At 37.7% G+C, this 19,140-nt stretch carries 18 protein-coding genes; 4 read left to right on the top strand and 14 right to left on the bottom strand.

What is annotated here, in order from left to right:
- Positions 1-82: 82 nt before the first annotated feature.
- The 3 genes from CD112_RS09180 to CD112_RS09170 are packed head-to-tail and all read left to right on the top strand — an operon-like array spanning position 83 to position 3,031.
- A complete protein-coding gene (locus CD112_RS09180) occupies positions 83-1,063 on the top strand; it encodes a tripartite tricarboxylate transporter substrate binding protein (protein ID WP_002480146.1) in 981 nt (326 codons plus the stop codon).
- Positions 1,064-1,074: 11 nt separating this feature from the next.
- Positions 1,075-1,518 (top strand): tripartite tricarboxylate transporter TctB family protein, encoded by a 444-nt coding sequence (locus CD112_RS09175; RefSeq protein WP_060804726.1) that lies wholly within the window; start codon positions 1,075-1,077, stop codon positions 1,516-1,518.
- Positions 1,519-1,534: 16 nt separating this feature from the next.
- Positions 1,535-3,031, top strand: coding sequence for a tripartite tricarboxylate transporter permease (locus CD112_RS09170; RefSeq protein ID WP_103364203.1), 1,497 nt, complete (start codon positions 1,535-1,537; stop codon positions 3,029-3,031).
- A gap of 95 nt (positions 3,032-3,126) precedes the next feature.
- Here CD112_RS09170 and CD112_RS09165 read toward each other — a convergent pair whose 3' ends face one another.
- Entirely contained in the window at positions 3,127-3,741 is a 615-nt protein-coding gene (locus tag CD112_RS09165) for a type I secretion system protein (RefSeq protein ID WP_103364202.1), read from the bottom strand.
- Positions 3,742-4,249: 508 nt separating this feature from the next.
- Between CD112_RS09165 and CD112_RS09160 the strand changes: the two genes are divergently transcribed.
- Complete coding sequence (locus tag CD112_RS09160) at positions 4,250-4,681, top strand: hypothetical protein (protein WP_103364201.1); 432 nt, start codon at positions 4,250-4,252, stop codon at positions 4,679-4,681.
- A gap of 240 nt (positions 4,682-4,921) precedes the next feature.
- Here CD112_RS09160 and gutB read toward each other — a convergent pair whose 3' ends face one another.
- The 13 genes from gutB to CD112_RS09095 form a co-directional block, all read right to left on the bottom strand.
- Positions 4,922-5,992 (bottom strand): sorbitol/xylitol/iditol dehydrogenase GutB, encoded by a 1,071-nt coding sequence (gutB, locus tag CD112_RS09155; RefSeq protein ID WP_070462956.1) that lies wholly within the window; start codon positions 5,990-5,992, stop codon positions 4,922-4,924.
- Positions 5,982-7,487, bottom strand: a complete 1,506-nt coding sequence (gene xylB / locus CD112_RS09150) for a xylulokinase (RefSeq protein WP_174165804.1) — start codon at positions 7,485-7,487, stop codon at positions 5,982-5,984. Before xylB ends, gutB begins: the two co-directional genes overlap by 11 nt.
- Before the next feature lie 15 nt (positions 7,488-7,502).
- Positions 7,503-8,792 carry an MFS transporter gene (locus tag CD112_RS09145; protein ID WP_002480153.1) on the bottom strand — a complete coding sequence of 430 codons (1,290 nt, stop codon included), beginning with the start codon at positions 8,790-8,792 and terminating at the stop codon, positions 7,503-7,505.
- Between the two features lie 67 nt (positions 8,793-8,859).
- Positions 8,860-9,882: a LacI family DNA-binding transcriptional regulator gene (locus CD112_RS09140; protein WP_070462962.1), complete on the bottom strand. Its 1,023-nt coding sequence runs from the start codon at positions 9,880-9,882 to the stop codon at positions 8,860-8,862.
- A gap of 193 nt (positions 9,883-10,075) precedes the next feature.
- The gene (nagA, locus tag CD112_RS09135) at positions 10,076-11,233 is read right to left on the bottom strand and encodes an N-acetylglucosamine-6-phosphate deacetylase (RefSeq protein WP_070462965.1); all 1,158 of its coding nucleotides are present in this window, start codon (positions 11,231-11,233) and stop codon (positions 10,076-10,078) included.
- A 23-nt stretch (positions 11,234-11,256) separates the two neighbouring features.
- Positions 11,257-11,634 carry a PTS sugar transporter subunit IIA gene (locus tag CD112_RS09130; RefSeq protein ID WP_002480156.1) on the bottom strand — a complete coding sequence of 126 codons (378 nt, stop codon included), beginning with the start codon at positions 11,632-11,634 and terminating at the stop codon, positions 11,257-11,259.
- A gap of 21 nt (positions 11,635-11,655) precedes the next feature.
- A complete protein-coding gene (locus CD112_RS09125) occupies positions 11,656-12,486 on the bottom strand; it encodes a PTS system mannose/fructose/sorbose family transporter subunit IID (protein ID WP_023014770.1) in 831 nt (276 codons plus the stop codon).
- Complete coding sequence (locus CD112_RS09120; RefSeq protein ID WP_002480158.1) at positions 12,473-13,369, bottom strand: PTS mannose/fructose/sorbose/N-acetylgalactosamine transporter subunit IIC; 897 nt, start codon at positions 13,367-13,369, stop codon at positions 12,473-12,475. Before CD112_RS09120 ends, CD112_RS09125 begins: the two co-directional genes overlap by 14 nt.
- A gap of 17 nt (positions 13,370-13,386) precedes the next feature.
- Positions 13,387-13,866, bottom strand: coding sequence for a PTS sugar transporter subunit IIB (locus CD112_RS09115; protein WP_031262332.1), 480 nt, complete (start codon positions 13,864-13,866; stop codon positions 13,387-13,389).
- Entirely contained in the window at positions 13,860-15,653 is a 1,794-nt protein-coding gene (locus CD112_RS09110; RefSeq protein ID WP_103364199.1) for a glycoside hydrolase family 35 protein, read from the bottom strand. The genes CD112_RS09115 and CD112_RS09110 overlap by 7 nt, the downstream gene beginning before the upstream one ends.
- A gap of 27 nt (positions 15,654-15,680) precedes the next feature.
- Entirely contained in the window at positions 15,681-16,796 is a 1,116-nt protein-coding gene (locus tag CD112_RS09105; protein WP_070462975.1) for an SIS domain-containing protein, read from the bottom strand.
- Positions 16,797-16,858: 62 nt separating this feature from the next.
- Complete coding sequence (locus CD112_RS09100) at positions 16,859-17,572, bottom strand: GntR family transcriptional regulator (protein WP_103364198.1); 714 nt, start codon at positions 17,570-17,572, stop codon at positions 16,859-16,861.
- Positions 17,573-17,762: 190 nt separating this feature from the next.
- Positions 17,763-18,674 (bottom strand): DUF5655 domain-containing protein, encoded by a 912-nt coding sequence (locus CD112_RS09095; protein ID WP_070462982.1) that lies wholly within the window; start codon positions 18,672-18,674, stop codon positions 17,763-17,765.
- Between the last annotated feature and the right edge of the window lie 466 nt (positions 18,675-19,140).

The following is a 19,140-nucleotide window of genomic DNA, read 5'->3' as shown; positions in this document are numbered from 1 at the left end:
ACATCTAACAATCATTGTTAAATTTTGAAAATTGTGATAAATTATCGTAAAATTGAATATTTTTAAACAAAGGGGGATTTTTATGCGAAGATTGGGGTACTTCGTGTTAGCCATGACAGTTATTTTAGCGAGCTGCGGTAAATCTGATGATAAGAAAACCGCAAAATCCAATACGTTTCCTGATGAAACTGTTGAGATTATAGCACCCGCTTCACCAGGCGGTGGCTGGGACACCACTGCACGCGCAATTCAGAAAGTCATGTTAGATGAAAAGCTGACAAATCAAAACATTACAGTTGTGAATAAGCCTGGAGGCGGCGGTGAAGTCGGTTGGCAATACTTAAAATCACGTTCACCAAATACAATCGCCATTAACTCAAGTCTATTACTGTCTAATAAAGAATTAGGGTTAAGTGACCTTGGAGATGATGACTTCACTCCTATTGCGATTCTTGCGACTGAATGGATTAGTTTAACCGCATCAAATAAATCTAATTTGAACTCTGGTAAAGAAGTGATGGAAAAGCTCAAGAAAGATCCAAAATCACTGACAATCGGTGTCGCACCTGGTTTAGGAAATAACGACCACCTTGCATTCGTACAAGCAGCGAAGCAATACGGTGTAGATGTCGATAAACTTGATTTCTTAGTGTATAAGAGTGGCGGAGATTTACAAACTGCCCTACTTGGCGGTCATGTAGATGTCGCTTCTACAGCAGTATCAGAAGTTAAAGAGCAACATCAAGTACATAAACTGAAAATGTTAGCAGTGTCATCTGATGAACGACTTGAAGGCATTAAGGATGTGCCGACTTGGCAAGAACAAGGTGTCGATATGGTGTTCCCTCATTGGCGCGGTGTCATGGGGACGAAAGATATGACAAAAGAAGAACGTGCTTATTGGGATAAGACCATGCGTAAAGTCGTACATTCTAAACAATGGCAAGAATTACGCAAAAACAATGATTGGGATAACTTCTATAAAGATAGTGCTGAATCTGAAAAATTCTTAAAAGAGCAACGCAAAAAATATGATCAGCTGATTAAAGATGCTGGTTTCTAAGGGGGAATTGTATGGCTCGTTTAATGCCGCCTATTTTACTTACGTTATTAGGCATCATCTATTTAGTTTTAACGCTGAATGTACAACGTTCACGCATTGGTGATCCAAACAGTCCAATGTACTTTCCACTGCTCATTTCAGTGTTATTGATTGTGATGAGTGTGATTTATTTCTTCCAAGAATATAAAAAAAGACATGAGCATTTTGAAATTCTAGACTTGTTACTTCAAAAGAAAACCTTAATACGCTTAGGCGCAACAGTAGCAATGATTATTATTTACGCATTGATTTTTGAACGCTTAGGTTTCTTGATTTCAACAATCCTCTTCTTAGGAGGCGTCTTGTTTTTAATCAATGGGGTGAAACACTGGCTTCAAAATATCATTGTGGCGCTCGTATTTTCAGGGATTACATGGTATACCTTCTCTCAATTATTAGATGTGAGTTTACCATAAGACAAGGGGGAGCAATATGGGAGATATCAATACGTTCTTAGAAGGTCTCACAACTGCCTTTCATCCTATGAATTTATTATGGGTGTTAATCGGCGGATTTTTAGGGACAATTGTAGGCATGCTGCCGGGGTTAGGTCCAGCAACCGCAGTCGCAGTATTAATTCCTGTGACATTCGGTATGGAACCTGTCAGTGCCTTAATTTTAATGATTGCGATTTATTATGGCGCGATGTATGGGGGATCGCGTAGTTCCATTTTACTGAATACACCAGGTGATGGTTCTGCGATTGCGGCTACTTTCGATGGATATCCTATGACTAAAAATAGGGAAGCGGGCAAAGCTTTAACGATTTCCGCAGTCGCTTCACTCATCGGTGGTATTGTGGCAGTTGTCGGGTTTATTGTACTCGCCAAACCACTATCAGATTTCTCACTTCAATTCGGACCACGTGAATACTTTGTATTATTCTTATTTACATTATCGACGATTGTCTCATTATCTATCGGTAAAATGGTCAAAGGTTTTATCGCTACTGCGATTGGACTCATGGTCAGTACAGTCGGCGTCGATTTACAAACAAGCGTTTACCGCTTCACCTTCGACATTCCACACCTAAGTGAAGGGATTAACTTCTTAGTTGTGATTATCGGTGTCTATGCGGTGGCAGAAGTGCTGTATAACTATATGCATCTAGAAGCATTGAAGCCGCCTGATGCGAAATTAGGATCAATGAAGTTGACTAAGACGGATTGGAAGCGGACATGGTGGACTATGTTAAGACAAAGTCCAATTGGATTCGTCATTGGTGTCTTACCAGGTGCTGGTGGTTCTATCGCTTCTATGTTGAGTTACTCTACTGAGCGGCAAGTGAACAAGAATGGTAAAGACTTTGGTAAAGGTGCGATTGAGGGGGTTGCGGCACCTGAGGCGTCTAACAACGCTGCTTCAGTCGGTGCACTGATTCCATTACTTACGATGGGTGTACCTGGTTCAGGAACAACCGCTGTTATTTTAGGTGCAGTTATTATGTTAGGTTTACAACCTGGTCCCTTACTTTTTGAAAATGAACCAGAAACCATTTGGACACTTATTAACAGTATGTTTATCGGTAATATTTTCTTAGTGATTATCAACATCGCACTCATAGGTGTGTTACTTAAGATTTTACGTACACCGCCTAAAGTACTTTATCCAATTATTTTAGTGTTAGCTTACTTAGGTACATACACTTTAGGTTATAGTGTTGTAGATTTCTATATTTTATTAATCTTTGGTTTATTAGGTTTAGGTTTAAAACTTTTAGACTTCCCGATGGCTCCGCTCATCTTGGCAGCTATTGTCGGATCAGATATGGAACAGAACTTCCGTAAAAGCTTAATTACCAGCAATAATAATGTGTTCGATATTTTCTTCGGGTCACCGATCAGTATTGTGTTGACGATTATGACAGTACTTTCATTAACATATCCATTGATAATGAAGATGGTGAAGAAGCGGAAGAAAGCAGAGTAAATGAAAGGCAATGATTTAACATTTTGAAAAACACCGTATAAAGCAGACACTTAAAAAGTGAAAACTTTATACGGTATTTTTTATGTTATCAGTTTTTATTCTTTATCATATTTCTTTGCGTTATATTGCTTATATTTATCGCCATCATTTTTATCTAATACCTTTATCAATGCAGGTCTATAAAGCTTATGACTATATCGCTCTAAACCAAATTTAGTTATACCATCAATGAACTCTCCAACAGTTACATCTAAATTGATTTTTGATCTTACAACTATATTTTTGTCGCAGCTTGGTTGATCGTATTGATTTTTATATATTTTGGCACTCTTATCAAATTTTCTATATTTATCAACTAAATCTTGATTAATTTTCATAATTTCTTGTATATCTTTATTAGATTCGTCTATATGATGACTCATCATTAAGATCAAGTTTTGTAGATGCATATCATACGCATTATAATCATCTGCAACCTCACTTAATATTTCATTAGTCGTTTGTCTATTTAAATTCGACATATCAAATGTAAGTTGGTTATTTCTTATTTTGGCTACTTGAAACACCAAAATATCTAGCATACTGACTAAATCATTTCCATAAGCCACTTCTTGTTCTCGCTTTTGTTTTTCAAACTGCAAATTAATACCATAAATTGTAATGACACATGTTGTAATAGCCCCGATGATTGCTGAAATAATTTCTACCATTTATACCATCTCCTAAACACTAATCTTCTTTTTTAGTATTACACAATATCAAACGTTTTGATATATTATTTACAAAAAAACAAGAAATAATGTTTCAGTTTAAAAATTTAGCATTTCTATTAAAGGTTCATGCCCTATAATATAATGATTTCTAATAAAGTAGCTGGCTCTCTCTGCTAACTGACAACAATTCTTACTACTCCTTCAATTTTTTATGTTAAAAGTCGATATTTACATTATATATTTATGTTAATTTTTATTGAATAAATAGTAAATATATATATTGTTATTATTTAAGTGATATTATTTAAGTGATATTATTGGAATGGGATGTTAGGGATGTTTGCTAATAAACGGAGGCCTAACCATGAATTTTAAAAAAGTTGCTTTCTCACTTTCTGCTTTAACTGTATTATTCAGTGTAACAAGTCAAACTTATATAGATGCTGTTGAATAAATATCTAGTGAAAACGAATCCTCAAGCTTTTATACTAATGAAGAATTAGATATGGAAGGTTTAACTAGGACATTATCTGCTATTGAACACATGCCAGACTCTGTTATTAATGAAGGAAAACCCGCAATTGAAAACTACTTAAATGAACAAGGAGTAGGTGTTCAAACTTACGGAGCAAGTGTCAGTAATTATGCAGCTTGTACAGGAGCAATAGGATATGCACTTGTCACTAATTTTACACCTGCTAAAATCGCAAAAGTAAAGTCTGCTTTAAAAGCTGCCGGGGGCACATTAACGTTTGTTAAGAAGATGTCTGGAGCATATAAACAGTTAAGAAAACTTGGTCATAGTAAACAAAGCGCTGTTAAGAACGCCGCAGCACAAGCTGCAAAAGCGGCTGGACCAGATGTTAAAGAAGCTTTATTAGATTTCTTCGGTATCGCAACAATTGTAGGCGCCTGTGCACCTATCTTTGAAAAATAAAACTACTGAGGTGAATGCCACTTGAATACCAAAAAGAAAGAAACACTTTATCTCATAGGATTCGTTATAATTTTGATTGTTTTATTCTTGCCTATCAGCACATTCATTAAAGCTGTTGTAACTATAGTATTATTAGTGTTGGCAGTAATATTAAGGTTTTTTGCGAAGAATAATGATGAAGATAGATAGATATAAAAATAGCCTCGTCCGTTTTTTGGACGAGGCTATTTAATCTTTATATTAGTCTAAGAAACCGTTAGGATAAACCATCACTTTTAATGAACCTTGTTTGTTGTTGAGTGCTCTTTCTAATGCTGCTTTTGTATCTTTAAGCTCATATGAATCTGTGAACATTGAGTCTAAATCTGCGTCTGTATTGTTTAACATTTCAATACCCATTGGATAAGTGTTTGCGTAACGGAAAACACCATAGATATTTAATTCACGGTTACCAATGAATGGAATGTTTAACGCAATTTCCTCTTGTTGTGGTAGACCAACGATAGATAAGCTGCCGCCTACTGCTAGAGATTGTACAGCTGATTGTAGTGCTGCTGGATGACCTGCTGTTTCAAAGGCATAGTCTGCACCTTTACCGTTTGTAATTTCTTGGATACGTTCTACTGGATCTTCTTTAGAGATATTAATTGTTTCAGTCGCACCAAGTTTTAACGCTTCTTCTAAACGAATATCTGCTAAGTCAGTTACGATAATACGTGTCGCACCAAATGCTTTAGCTGCCACAACCGCCATTAAACCAACTGGACCCATGCCTGTAATCACGACTGTTGAACCTGGTTGAACACCTGCACGTTTACAAGCTTGAATACCTACTGAGAATGGTTCGTTTAATGATGCTTGTTCATAAGATAATGAATCTGGAATTGGGAATAAGAAGTCTTCTGGATGTGCAATGTACTGTGCGAATGCACCATCAATCGGTGGTGTTGCTAGAAACTCAACATCTTGACATAAGTTGTATTGCCCTTTTTGACATTGTTCACATTTACCACAAGGTACACCTGGTTCTACCGCGACTCTGTCACCTACTGAAAACTTCGTCACATCTTCACCAACTGCCGCAACCATACCGGCACATTCGTGACCTAAGATTAATGGTTCTTTGACAATGAAATCACCGATTTTACCATGTTCATAGTAATGGACGTCAGAACCGCAAACACCCACTGCCATCATTTTAACTAAGACTTCCTTCGGTCCTAATTTAGGTACATCGACTTCTTTAATTTCAATATCGAATGGTTTATTTAATAAAGCTATCTGCATTTTTTCAGGAATATTATTTGTCATCTGTATAACCCCCGTGATTTTGTTGAATTGATAACAGATCCGCTGTCATCTGTTTCGTATTTCGATAAACGTCTTGATACACTTTGAAGTAACGTTCATAAGTTTCATGTTTTTGTGTGTTTGGTTTGAAAGTCGTGTCGTACTGAATAAAGGTTTCAACACAGTCTTTTAATGAATCGAACCAACCAACACCATATGCAGCTAGAATTGCTGCACCCATACTTGGTCCTTCTTCGTGTTTTAATTTCTTCACTTCTAAGTTAAAGACATCTGCTTGAAGTTGTAACCAGAAATCACTTTTAGCGCCGCCGCCAATTGAAGTGATGGTGTGGATCGCTGGATAAAACTGTCTGATATAATCTAATGATTCATAAAGCGAATACGTGATGCCTTCAATCACTGCACGTGAGAAATCTGCACGTGTTTGTTTACCACTGATACCGATAAAGCTGCCACGAATTTTTGCATCGCCATGTGGTGTACGTTCTCCCATTAAGTATGACGTGAATACTAAACCATTCGCACCTGGTGATGAACTTTCCGCATCTTTCGTAATGTCTTCAAAACTTTGTTCTGCATAGAAATTACGTTTATACCAGTCTAAACTGAAGCCTGCAGCAAGTGTAACCCCCATCGCATAAGAGATATCCGGTGTGACATGTTTAAAGTAGTGAATGTTGTTTTGATAATCACTATAATCTTTCTGACAAACGAGTACTACACCAGACGTACCGATACTGCACATCGCGTCTCCTTCACCGATAATACCGGCACCGAGTGCACCGTCAGCACCACCCGCTATCACTTTTGTTGAAGTTGGTAAGTTTAATTCCTGTGCAACTGTTTCAGTTACTTCACCCACTACATCTGTTGAATTAACGAGTTCCGGAAGTAAATGTGTAAGCTCATAATACTTGCTCGTTTCCTTATCCCACGCTTCACTTTCACTGTTGTAAAGCAGTGTACCGGATGCATCAGATTTCTCCATTTGAACCTTGCCAGTTAATGCATATCTGACATAATCCTTTGGAAGAATAAATGTTTCAGCTTTCTCAAAGTGTTGTGGTTCATGTGCTTTCACCCATAATAATTTTGGTAACGTGAAGCCTTCTAGAATAGGATTGCCCAGTAATTTATCTCCGAACTGTGCTTTAATTTCATCACATTGTTCAGTATTTCTAGTATCGTTCCATAAGATTGCCGGGCGAATAGGATGATTGTCTTTGTCTAATAACACTAAGCCATGCATTTGGCCTGAGAAAGACATGCCTTCTATTTGGTACTGACTGTCGTCTAACTGATCTGTCAGTGTTTGAATTGCTTGTTTTGTTGCTTGTACCCATTCATCTGGGTTTTGTTCACTATAACCATTTTGCGGTTGTGAAATACTGATAGGTTCACTGCTTGATGTCACAATCGAACCTTGTTGGTCAACCGCAATCACTTTAACTGAGCTTGTTCCTAAATCTATACCTAAAACAAGTGGTTTCAATATGTTTCATCTGCCTTTTTAAATATTTACATTATCCGGTTTAGGTTGGATTACTTTACGTGGTTTTTCTTTTAATCCTGGTTGATGTACTTTGATGAAGTACGTCAATACGGCACCAAAGAAGTATAATAATGCGAATGCCCATACCACACCGATTTCATTGAAGACTGGTAATAATACTGTCGCAATCACAGATGGTAAGAAGTTACTTAAACCAGCTGCTAAGTTATGTGAAGATAATGTCGCACCGATATGATTTGGTTCTAACGCTGTGAAAATCGCGAAAATCGGAACGAATGCTGATTGTGTAATACCGAATAACACAGCACATAATACGCCGATCAAGAATACGTCTCCGCTAATCATCGGTAAGTAATAGAATGTCAGTGTTGTGATACCGCAACCGACACAACCGAACCACATGACTTGGCGTTTCCAACCGATTTTGTCTGCAGTAATACCCCAGAATACGTCACCAACAATACAAGTGACGTGCATTGTACCCCAGATCCATAACCATTGTTGCATCGTAAAGCCGATTTCATCTGTAAATAAAACTGGGAAGATAATCACTAATCCAAAGAGTGATAGTTGGTTAATAATTCTTACAATGAATACTTTAATAATTTCAGGGTTCTTATAAACCACACCGATATCTTTAAGCACCTTCTTATAACGATCACTTACTGCTAAATCTGCGTTAGGTTTCACATTGTCTTTACCTACTGCGATATAAGCAATAATACCGCCAATCATAATCCATACGATAGATAGCCATAGTGTTCCCATGAAGCCCATATATGGAATTGTGAAACTTGGTAAGTATGAACCTACGACACCCATACCTACTGAGAACATCGCCCAGAACCAACCGATTGCTGTCGCAAGTCGTGCTTTATTTGTAATGTATGTCACCCATACTAAGAAACCGTATAAGAATAATGGGTATGCGATACCTCTGATACCGTACATCAATAACATCATGTTGTAATTTTCAACTTGCAAACCAAACGTCAAGAAGAGTACATGGAAGACAATCCATAATACAACACCGCTTGTCATTACTTTTCTTGGTCCATATACGTCAGATAAGACTGCCGCTAACCATGAACCCACTACTACCATCACACCATATACCGCAAAGACTAATGATGCTTGGCTTTTGCTGAATCCAATATCTACGATGTATTTAGACAAGAAGGCTTGTTCAATACCGTCTCCTGTCATAAAAATAAAGATTGCGATAATACCTAAGAATACAACTGTTGGTATTCCCATCCATAACTTTCTATTTTTCTCTATCGTCATTATAGATTTCCCCCTCATTTATAACTAACTTAAACGTTTAAGTTTGACGTTAAGAAAAAAGAACGAACTAGCGTTCATTTTTCTTAGCGCACGATGCTCTTATGGCTAAATGCGTTGATAACTCTACCGAAGTTGCAGGTTCATCGTTGTTCATTTCAATGATTAATTGTGCTGCACATTCACCGAGTTTACTTGCTGGTTGTTCTACGACCGTAATGGCTGGTGAATAAATTTCGTTCCAATGACTATTATCAAAACCGATAAATGAAATGTCTTTGCCGATTTGAATATCCAGTTCTTTAAAGGCTTGTAACGCACCGATCATCAATAAATAGTTCGTTGCGATTAACGCACTTGGCGCATCTTTTGAAGTCAGCCATTGCTTAGTCGCAAGATACCCGCTTCTTATCTGAGCCTCAGTCCCCAATTTATCATCACTAAAACTCATTAAACGCGCATCAACTGTTAACTGGTTATCCATTAACGCTTGTTCATATCCTGCTTGTCTATGGGTAGTTGTACTGATATTAGGATTTGCCAGTAAAATCGCAATAGACGCGTGGCCTAATTCCAATAAGTGTTTAGTTGCTTGATAACCAGCTGCTTGGTTATTCACCGTGACACTTGGCACATCACTCGCTTCTATCGTTCTGTCTACTGTCACAATTGGTGTCTTTTTCCATTCATCTTTTAATGTCAGGTGCGACGAAACAGGTGCTAACACAATCGCATTGACACGTTGTTTCACAAATAAATCTATCAATTCATTTTGTCGTTGTTCACTTTCTTCTGACGAAATCACAATCACTTGCAAGTTGTGTTCTAAACACACTGTAGTTAAACCGTTCAAAATATCCGTAAAGAATGGGTTTTGGTCAGGGACAATAAAGGCAACTAAGTTACTCTGGCCGCTTTTTAACTGACGGGCATACGTATTTGGTTGATAACCTAGCGACTCAACAGCTGCTTCTACTTTCGCTTTCGTTTTTTCGCTGACTTGTCCTTTTTTACCATTCATCACATTTGAAACGGTTGCTACAGAAACACCTGCTGCTTTTGCGACGTCGTGAAGTGTTGGATTATTGTTCATATTGATTACTTCCTTAAACGTTTAAGTTAAAACTGATTCTTATTTTAATGTATCCTAGCATAAATGTAAAGGCTTACATTTACAAAATACAATAAACCCGGCTCCTATGACTACTTAGGAACCGGGTACTGTGATGATTGTTGATGAATCATCTTATATTCACTAGGGGGTTGGGGTTTTATTGGATTATTTTTTAACTAAAGGAATGGATTTTTCCTTTTTTAATGGCAGTCAAAACGTTGATGTCTTCATCTACTAAAATGAGGTCTGCATCTTTGCCTGGTTTGATACTGCCTTTTTGATTATCTATTTTGAGTGCTTTCGCTTGGTTCAAACTCGTTGTTCTCCATGCGTTTTCTAAAGTGTCACCTGTAAAATCAAGTAGGTTTTTAAGTCCTTGATTCATTCTTAATATACTACCCGCAAGAGAACCTGTTTTTAATCTTGCTTCTTTTCCTTTCACTACGACAGTTTGGCCGCCAAGGTCGTATTCGCCTTCTGACATACCTTTCGCGCGCATCGCATCTGTAATCACATAAAAGTGTTCATTACCTTTCATTTTATAGGCAATTTTAATAGATGCCGGATGAGAGTGTACACCGTCTACAATCAATTCTGTACTTAAATCATCATTCGTCCAGGCAGCACCGAAATCACCAGGGGCACGGTGTAAGAATGGTGTACCTGCATTGTATAGATGAGTAATGTGTTTTGCGCCTTTGGCTACAGCGGCATTGACTTGGTCGAAGTCTGCTGTCGTATGGCCGATAGAGAAGATAATCTCATCTTTAAATGCTTCTAACATAACATCAGCACCTTCCACTTCGGGAGCGAAAGTGAGAATTTTGATATTATGATCTGCTGTTTCTTGGAAATGTTTCAGTTTCTCAACACTTGGTTGTTGCACGTAGGCTGGATTTTGTGCACCGATTTTATGTTCTGAAATAAACGGTCCTTCTAAATGGATACCGACAATTTCCGCAGCATTATAGCTGTTTTGTGTTGCTTTATACGCAACAATTGATTCTAACGCTTTATTAATATTTTCTTCAGATTGTGTCATTGTTGTCGCTAAGAAAGAAGTAGTCCCTTCGCTTAGTAAATTCTCAGCTAAGTGTTGCAACCCTTCAACAGATGCATCCATCGCATCATTGCCATATCCACCGTGGATATGAATATCTATAAATCCTGGAAGTAAAATTTTACCTTCCGCATCATGTTGAGTAAGCGGGCCTGTATACACACCACTTTCGACTGCTTCAATTTTACCGTCTTTAATATGGACATATCCTGATTCAATCACTTGATCTTCACTGTAAATCTTAGCGTTGCTAATTACATATTCTGACATGTTTCTACCTTCTTATTCGTAATCTATAATAATAAATCGTTTACTTTCACAATATACTCTTTCGTTTTTCCAACGATATCTTGTGCTTCTCCTAAGAGTTCACCATTTACATATGCGACAATCATCGGCAAGTTCATACCAGCATATAAATCAAACTGCTGACCTTGCATTAATAATTTAGCCGCAACATTGGCAGGTGTCCCGCCCATTAAATCCGCAAAGACTGTAAAGCCGTCTTCTTTGGCCATTTCCGCAAGTAATTTTGCTTGGAAGTCTTCTGCACTTTCTTCTGGTAATAACGGGACAGGAACGATATCAGGTTGTTCACCTAAAATCATTTCTGCACTTTCTTTTAAACCTTCACAAAATGCGCCATGACTGATTAATATTAATTTTTTCATCTCTTTGTTTCCACCTTTGAATTAAGCTTTACCGATAATGCCTAATGCAGATAAGATAATTGATACCACTAATACGATAAAGATGGCTTTAGTTGAACTCATTTTATTGCGTCCAAGTAACCAGTAAATCGCTAATACGATACCAAGTGGTAATAATTTAGGTAAGATCATATCGATATTGTTTTGAACATCAATTGTCAATTTACCGATGTGCGGCATCCAAGCGAACTTCACTTTAATCATCGTGGCGACGAGAGCTCCGACCATGAAGACCCCGAGCAATGTCGCTGCGTTCGTTAAGTTCTCAAGTCTGTGTTGCATTGTCGTAACAAGGGATACCCCTTCTTTATACGCGAATTCTAATTGTTTCCATCTGAATACCATAACGGCGATTTGAGCTGCTAACCAGATAAATGCGCCGATCGGGTTACCGTTGATTGCCATGTTGGCAGCTAAAGCACCGAAGATTGTCGGGATTAATGAGGCAAAGATTGAGTCACCGATTGCGGCGAATGGTCCCATTAAACCAACTTTCAAACCTTGTACTGAGTCTTTAGCTTTTACTTTTTCTTTCTCTTCCATTGCGATATCAATACCCATGATGATGGTATTGAAGAAGTTACTTGTGTTAAAGAATTGTGTATGAGTTTTCATCATTTCTTTAAGTTCTGGTGTGCCGTCGCCATAAATCTTTCTTAATTGCGGAAGGATAGTATACAAATAACCAGAGGCTTGCATACGTTCATAGTTCCACCCTAATTGATAGGCAAATAAGCTACGGCGATTGATTTGATTAAAATCTTTTTTGGTTAATTTATAAGATGTGCCGTTTTGATTATTAGAGTTCGTCATCCTCAATCTCTCCTTCGCTGTTATTATTCTGAGCTGCGCCACCATACTGCGGTACTGGACGGCTTTCTGATGTACGTTTGTATTCAATTGCGGCAAACGCGAAACCGATCAATGCGATACCTAACATTGATAAACCAGTGAATTTAATACCGAAGTGTTTATCTAAGCCAGCTACTGCTGTACCAAGTCCAGTCATACCATCAAATACAGTTACGAATAACGCTGTTAATACGAAACCTAAAATGAAGTATGGGAAATGTTTTTTAATAGGTAGATAACGTAAAAGGATTGCGAAACCTACAGCTGGTAAAACGGCACCGGCAACAGTTAAACCATCACCTAACCATTTCAAATCTGAGTTCAAGTAATTTACAACGGCTTTAACTACGCCGCCACCAAAAGCTAATGCTAAGAATACTGGAATCATTCTTGATAATGACCAAGGGATCATACCGTATAAATAGTTTCTTTCAATTGCTTTGTAATCAAATGATTCGATTTTCGCATCGATTCTATGCGCAAAGAATGTGTTAGCAAAACGTGCTAAAATATCTGTTTGAATCATTAAGCTCGCAACCGGCACGGCCAATGTTGCTAAAGCTTGTTGCGGGTTCATTCCAAGTGCTACTGAGAATGCGACCGCAAGTAAGGTACCAGAGTTGGCATCAATTCTTGATGCACCCCCGAATGTCCCTACACCTAAAATCGTTAATTGCATACTACCGCCGATAATCAACCCTGTTGTCACATCGCCCATAATCAAACCGGCGATTAATCCCGCAAATACAGGTTGGCTTAAAGATGAATAAATTTGGATTTCATCTAGGATTTGATACCCTGCATACAAGGTTAATAATAAAATCTGCCACCAAAGTATTTCCATGTTGTCTTCACTCCTGACTATCCCTTAATTAATGTCATAAAATCTTCTGCTTTATCGTTTGGAACCATTTGAGCAGTTATCTTAACGCCTTTTTGTTGAATTGCTTTAAAGTCGTTAATATCTTTATCCGTTACATTGATTGAACGGGTAATAGACTTTGTTTCATCTGTTTGAGACATATTACCTACGTTTAATACATCAAGGTCAACACCTTGATTGATCAGTTCTAAGAAACGATCTGGTTTCTTCGCAATGACCATTAAGCGTTGTGAATCGTATCTGCCTGCTAAAATATTTTCAGCTGCTTTTGCTACAGGCAAGACACTTAAACGCACACCTGCAGGTGTTGCTAATTTCAAGCCTTGCTTGTCAATTGTGCTTTGAGCGACTTCATCATCAATTACCATAAAACGTGTGATATTCAGTTTCGTTGCCCATAAGTTTGCGACTTGACCGTGAATTAAACGGCCGTCAATTCTGTTTGCTATAATCATGATGTTCTCTCCTTACGTTTTGAGGCTATATATTGAGGTGCTTGTAATAAGCGGATTTCCTCTGAGTACTGTCCTTCTGTTTCGAAAATAATGATGTCATTTTGACCTGGTTTCAATAATGCACCTGGGATATACAAAGAAAGTGTCGGGCCTATGTTCCAGTAACGACCTATGTTAAAACCGTTCACTAATACAACACCTTTACCGAAACCGCTTACATCTAAGTAAGTACTTTCAGGTGTTTCTATGTCAAATTGATATCTGTAGAAATTTGGTTGGTCTGCTTCCCATGCTTGTTCAAAGTGCTTGTCTTCTAACAAGTCAAAATCAATAGCGAATTGTTCCCATTGTTGTACAAAATGCAGGTCTTGCATCAAACCTTGACCAAGACCTTTGCGTTGTGTAGGCGCGACGAGTTTATATCCATAATTGACACGTCCCATGTGTTCGACTAGCACATCTGCTTGAACGACAGGTTGTTTTAATGCCACCTCAAACTTGTCGCCGATTTCTTCTTGATAGGCGGTATAGACTTTTTCATTGTCTAAGAACAATTGGACACGGTCTCTCGCATCCACGATTCTTAGATACTCTTGTCTAGTCGCTCGTTTCAACTGTGTACGATAAACCATGTAACCATAGCCTGTACCAGCAGTCTCCATGGATTCTGGATAGAAGCTTTCGCTGTGATGGCTGATATCTTCTAGGATGTTAAACAAGCTGACTTTATCAGTTAGCGTGATATGCTCTTTAGACATCAACGGTTTCACTTTCGGTGTTGTTTGTTGAATCTCTGGATGAAGCTTGTGTACCAGCTGTTGAATTTTGTAGTACTTCACGGTTGGATTGCCTGCTTCATCTAAAGGCGCATCGTAATCATAAGATGTCACTTGTGGTAAATCGATACGTCCTCGTGCAGAACAACCATTCCAAAATCCGAAATTCGTGCCGCCATGAAACATATAGAGATTAATGGAACCGCATTTTAATACTTCACCGATTTCATCAATCAGTTCATCGCTTTGACGTGTAATAATGCGGTCGCCCCAGCGGTTGAACCAGCCATCCCAAAATTCCATACTCATTAACGGCCACGTTTTGCCGAATTGTTGATGGAACTTGTGCAGGTTGTCTAAACGCTTTTGTGATTTCGAACCGAAGTTGCCTGTCGGTATGATGTCTGCTTCAGCGAGACTGCCGGCCTCTAAACATTGTTGCCATGAGCCGTCTGATGTGAATAGCGGTACTGTTACACCGCGGTCTCGCATCATGCGGGCGAGTGCACTGAGGTAGGTCTTGTCTTCACCATAAGAGCCGTATTCATTTTCGACTTGCATCATGAGGATGAGGCCGTGATGGTCGATTTGAAGCGGTGTTAAGATTTCAAATAAGCGGTCGTAATAACACTCCACATACTCTAAGAATTGCGGATCACGCGAACGCACACGTAAGTTTGGTTTTGTTAACAACCACGCTGGCAAACCACCGAATTCCCATTCTGCACAAATGTATGGAGAAGGTCTGATGATGACATAAAGACCAATAGCTTCAGCCGTATGAATGAAACGTTTGATATCTTTCGTCCCAGAAAAGTCGAACTCACCTTCAACGGTTTCGTGAAAATTCCACGGTACGTATGTCTCAACGGCGTTAAAGCCCAAGGCTTTCAAGTTGTACAAAGAATGTTCCCAGTCTTCAGGCAACACTCTGAAATAATGAATCGCACCTGACAAAATCTTCAAAGGCTTTCCATCTAACATAAATTCTTCTTCCACTGTGAATTTACTCAACAAGCTCGCCTCCTTGAATATTGTGTCTTAAGCTTCAAATGGATAAATCGTGACACCTTTAACGACACGGTTGATAAATCCATTTGGACTTGGATTATCTGGATTCAATCCTAATTGAACAGATTTATAAAACGCTAATAACTGTCCGAAAATCAAATACGCAAGCGTCAACTCTAAATCACTGTCATGTTCAGCATTTGGGAAAGTAAATGTGAATGCATCATCACTTGTTTTACCGTCTAACACTAAGATTTGATAGTTACGTTCTGGCATATCGATTTCATGAATCACATCTGCTTCATAACGACGTTGATAGTCATTTGCGCCTCTCAACATGATGAATAATGCATTGTCATTCAAACCTGCTTTAGGACCGTGTCTGAATCCAAGTGTAGTTTCTTTCGCAATTTCAATCGCACCTGCAGTCAACTCGTTTAGTTTCAAGCTGACTTCTTTGGTCAACTCACCTTGCATGCCTGTGCCGGCATAAAAGATTTTCTTGAACGGTTGCGCTGCAACTTCTCTTGCATGTGCATCAATCCAACTGAAGTTCTGTTCGACACGTTTAAAGTAAGCTTCATCGATTTCTTCTGAACTGAATAATAAGCATGCTGCCAATAACATAGTTGAGAAACTTGATGTCATTGCGAGTGATTTATCATTCGTTTCATCTGGCAAGATAACTTTGAATGCATTCTCAGTATCTGCGTAACGTCCTAAGAATCCTTCTTTATTGTTTGTGATGAAAACGTGATAAACGTGTTGTGACAATTGGTTAAATAATTCTACTGTGCCTTGCGTTTCAGGGCTATTACCTGATCTTGCGAAGGAAACCACTAAGTATGTTGTTGCATCGTCGATATATGTGCCCGGATTTGTCACAAAGTGTGTTGTCGGTACAGATTCAAAGCTCCATTTCGGGAATTTATTATTATCCACGGCCAAACGCGCAATGTCGCCGACATATGCACTTGAACCTGCGCCAGTGAAAATAACTTTAAATTTGTCAGTCGATTCATTATGTTCAATGGCTTCAATGAATCGTTTGAAATCCGCTGAAACATCATTTACAATATCGAACGTTTTCTTCCACACAGAAGGCTGTTGTTGTATTTCTCTATAAGTATCTGTTGTCTTCAAAATGATTCTACCTCCTACTATGTTGTTATGTTGTCATAACCAGTTGTATTATGAATACACAGAGCTTAAAGCAGCTGCACTGTGTATTTGTAATTATTACCACCTGCATAAGATTGCGTATACTCAATGATTTCACCTTTAACGTAACTGACACGTTCAATGAACATACAACTTGCGTTAATGCTTTCATTCAATAAATCCGCAATACTCTTATTCAATTTAATCGCACTTAATCTTTCATATGCATTATCAATCTGAATATCATAATACTGATCTAATGTTTCATAGAGTGAGTGATGGTTAAAATCGAATTTATCCAACCCTTCACATAATCTTACTGGTAAATATGTAATTTCATAAATCATCGGCTGGTCATTTGCGAGCCTTAAACGTATTAAACGGTACACTGAGTGAAATGATTTTAAGCCCATTTTCTCTTGTAAGAATGGCGTCGCATCAATACGTTCCATACTGATTACTTTCGTACTTGCCTGCTTTCCATTCTTCTCAATCTCATCTTTGAAACTATAAAGACTGTTTAACACTTGTGTATAATGATTTCCTAGTACAATCGAGCCCTTTCCATGTTCACGTCTGATCATTTGTTCCTGTTCCAAACGATCCAGTGACTCACGAATCGTAATACGACTCACATCATACAAATCACATAATTTTCTTTCAGATGGTAATTTTGCTCCTTCCTCATATTCACCGTTTACAATCCGAGTCTTTATATCTTCATACACTTGGAAATATAACGGAGCTTTAGAGTTATTCATTTTTATCACCTCTGGTTATAACCACTTTTATTATAATTGAGTTTGTAAGGGCTGTCATTACTTTTTTTGAAAAAATTTCAATTTTTCTTGCCCTATTAAAAAAGAGAACTGCTGAGTCATCAACAGTTCCACCCTACTATCAATTGCCTATCATTTTAACACATGTACATCATTATATACGTACCATTCATTAGTTATTCTCATAACTCGCTTCAATAAATGACTTAGCCTTTTCTAAATCCTTTTTGTTTCTCAATGTTAAGGCGACATTACCAGTGCCATAATGACCTATGTGTGTCATATCTTTACTAAATCCTGGTTCCCATTCTATATCTGTCGTGTCTATTCTGACATACATAAGAATAATACCTTTCTTCGGCAACATTTCAACGCACACAAAGTTCTTAATACGTTTAAAGGCACCATAGAACTTTTGTGCTTTAAACTGCACGTCATCCCCTAAGCTCATAACATAGTTATATAAATCATCGTATAACTGTGTTAGTTCATCTGAAGCTAACTCAACATTTATTAAAAACAAACTTTTATGACTCGCTTTATGATGACTTGTCGATTGTACAACTGGTTTCACTTGCGGTGTATTCACATTTACAAGTTCTAATAATAAGTAGCGATTATCATAATAGCTGTATCGATATAACTCAATATTACGATCAATCAATTGCACCGCATGTTCATCATACTTAGTAAAGTTACCAGCGATACAAACCAAACGTGGATTCGACCAATCAATCTCTTCAGATGCTGTTCTACCTAGTTGTTGCATTACTTTCATTTGAAATTCACCTTTATGATCAAGCAACCAATCCAAATAAAATAAGCCTTGGTTAATCACATTTTCATTAGTCGTACGTTTATATTCAATAATCACAGGTACATTATTTTCATCAATGCCTAATGTATCTATACGTCCGCCATGTCTTCTTCCTGTTGTATACTCACTTGCGAGAAATTTAACTCCTAAAAAAGTCTCCAAATGATTCTCAATCATCGTTTGAAGTTCCTTCTCAATTGTCACTGATTGCCCTGTTAATTCCCTTACATCGTCACCATTCACATCAAATAATTTAATATCAGCCATTTTCACGTCTCACCCTTATGTATATCTTGATAGTTTTCTTTTTTATTTTACTATAAGTCATGTAAAAACAGTGAGTTAACCAATGATTTTATAAACCTTTAAAATCAACACTAAAACAAATTATTATTGTTTGTTATAATTATTAAATAACAAGAACTTTTGAGAGGTGATTCTATGAAGGGGATTGTGAGATTCATACTATTCTACATACTAGCCTTGATTATTTACAACTCGATGATGTTTATCTTCGACAAAAAGATAGACTTATCTGATGCCTTCCTACTTCCTTTAGTGGTTACCTTAATTATGTTCCTTGTATTTAAAACCAAAGAAGATCGGTAGCTTTATCTTGAATTAAAGCATGTTAGTAATTTGAAACTGATGAACAAAAAACAAAAAATCAACAAGAGGAGAATTTTCATGAAAAACTATCAAATATTGTTTTAATACTCACTGTCATTTTATT

Source organism: Staphylococcus simulans (genome assembly GCF_002902285.1).
Classification (GTDB): Bacteria; Bacillota; Bacilli; order Staphylococcales; family Staphylococcaceae; genus Staphylococcus; species Staphylococcus simulans.
This window is presented reverse-complemented; position numbering and strand designations above follow the sequence as displayed.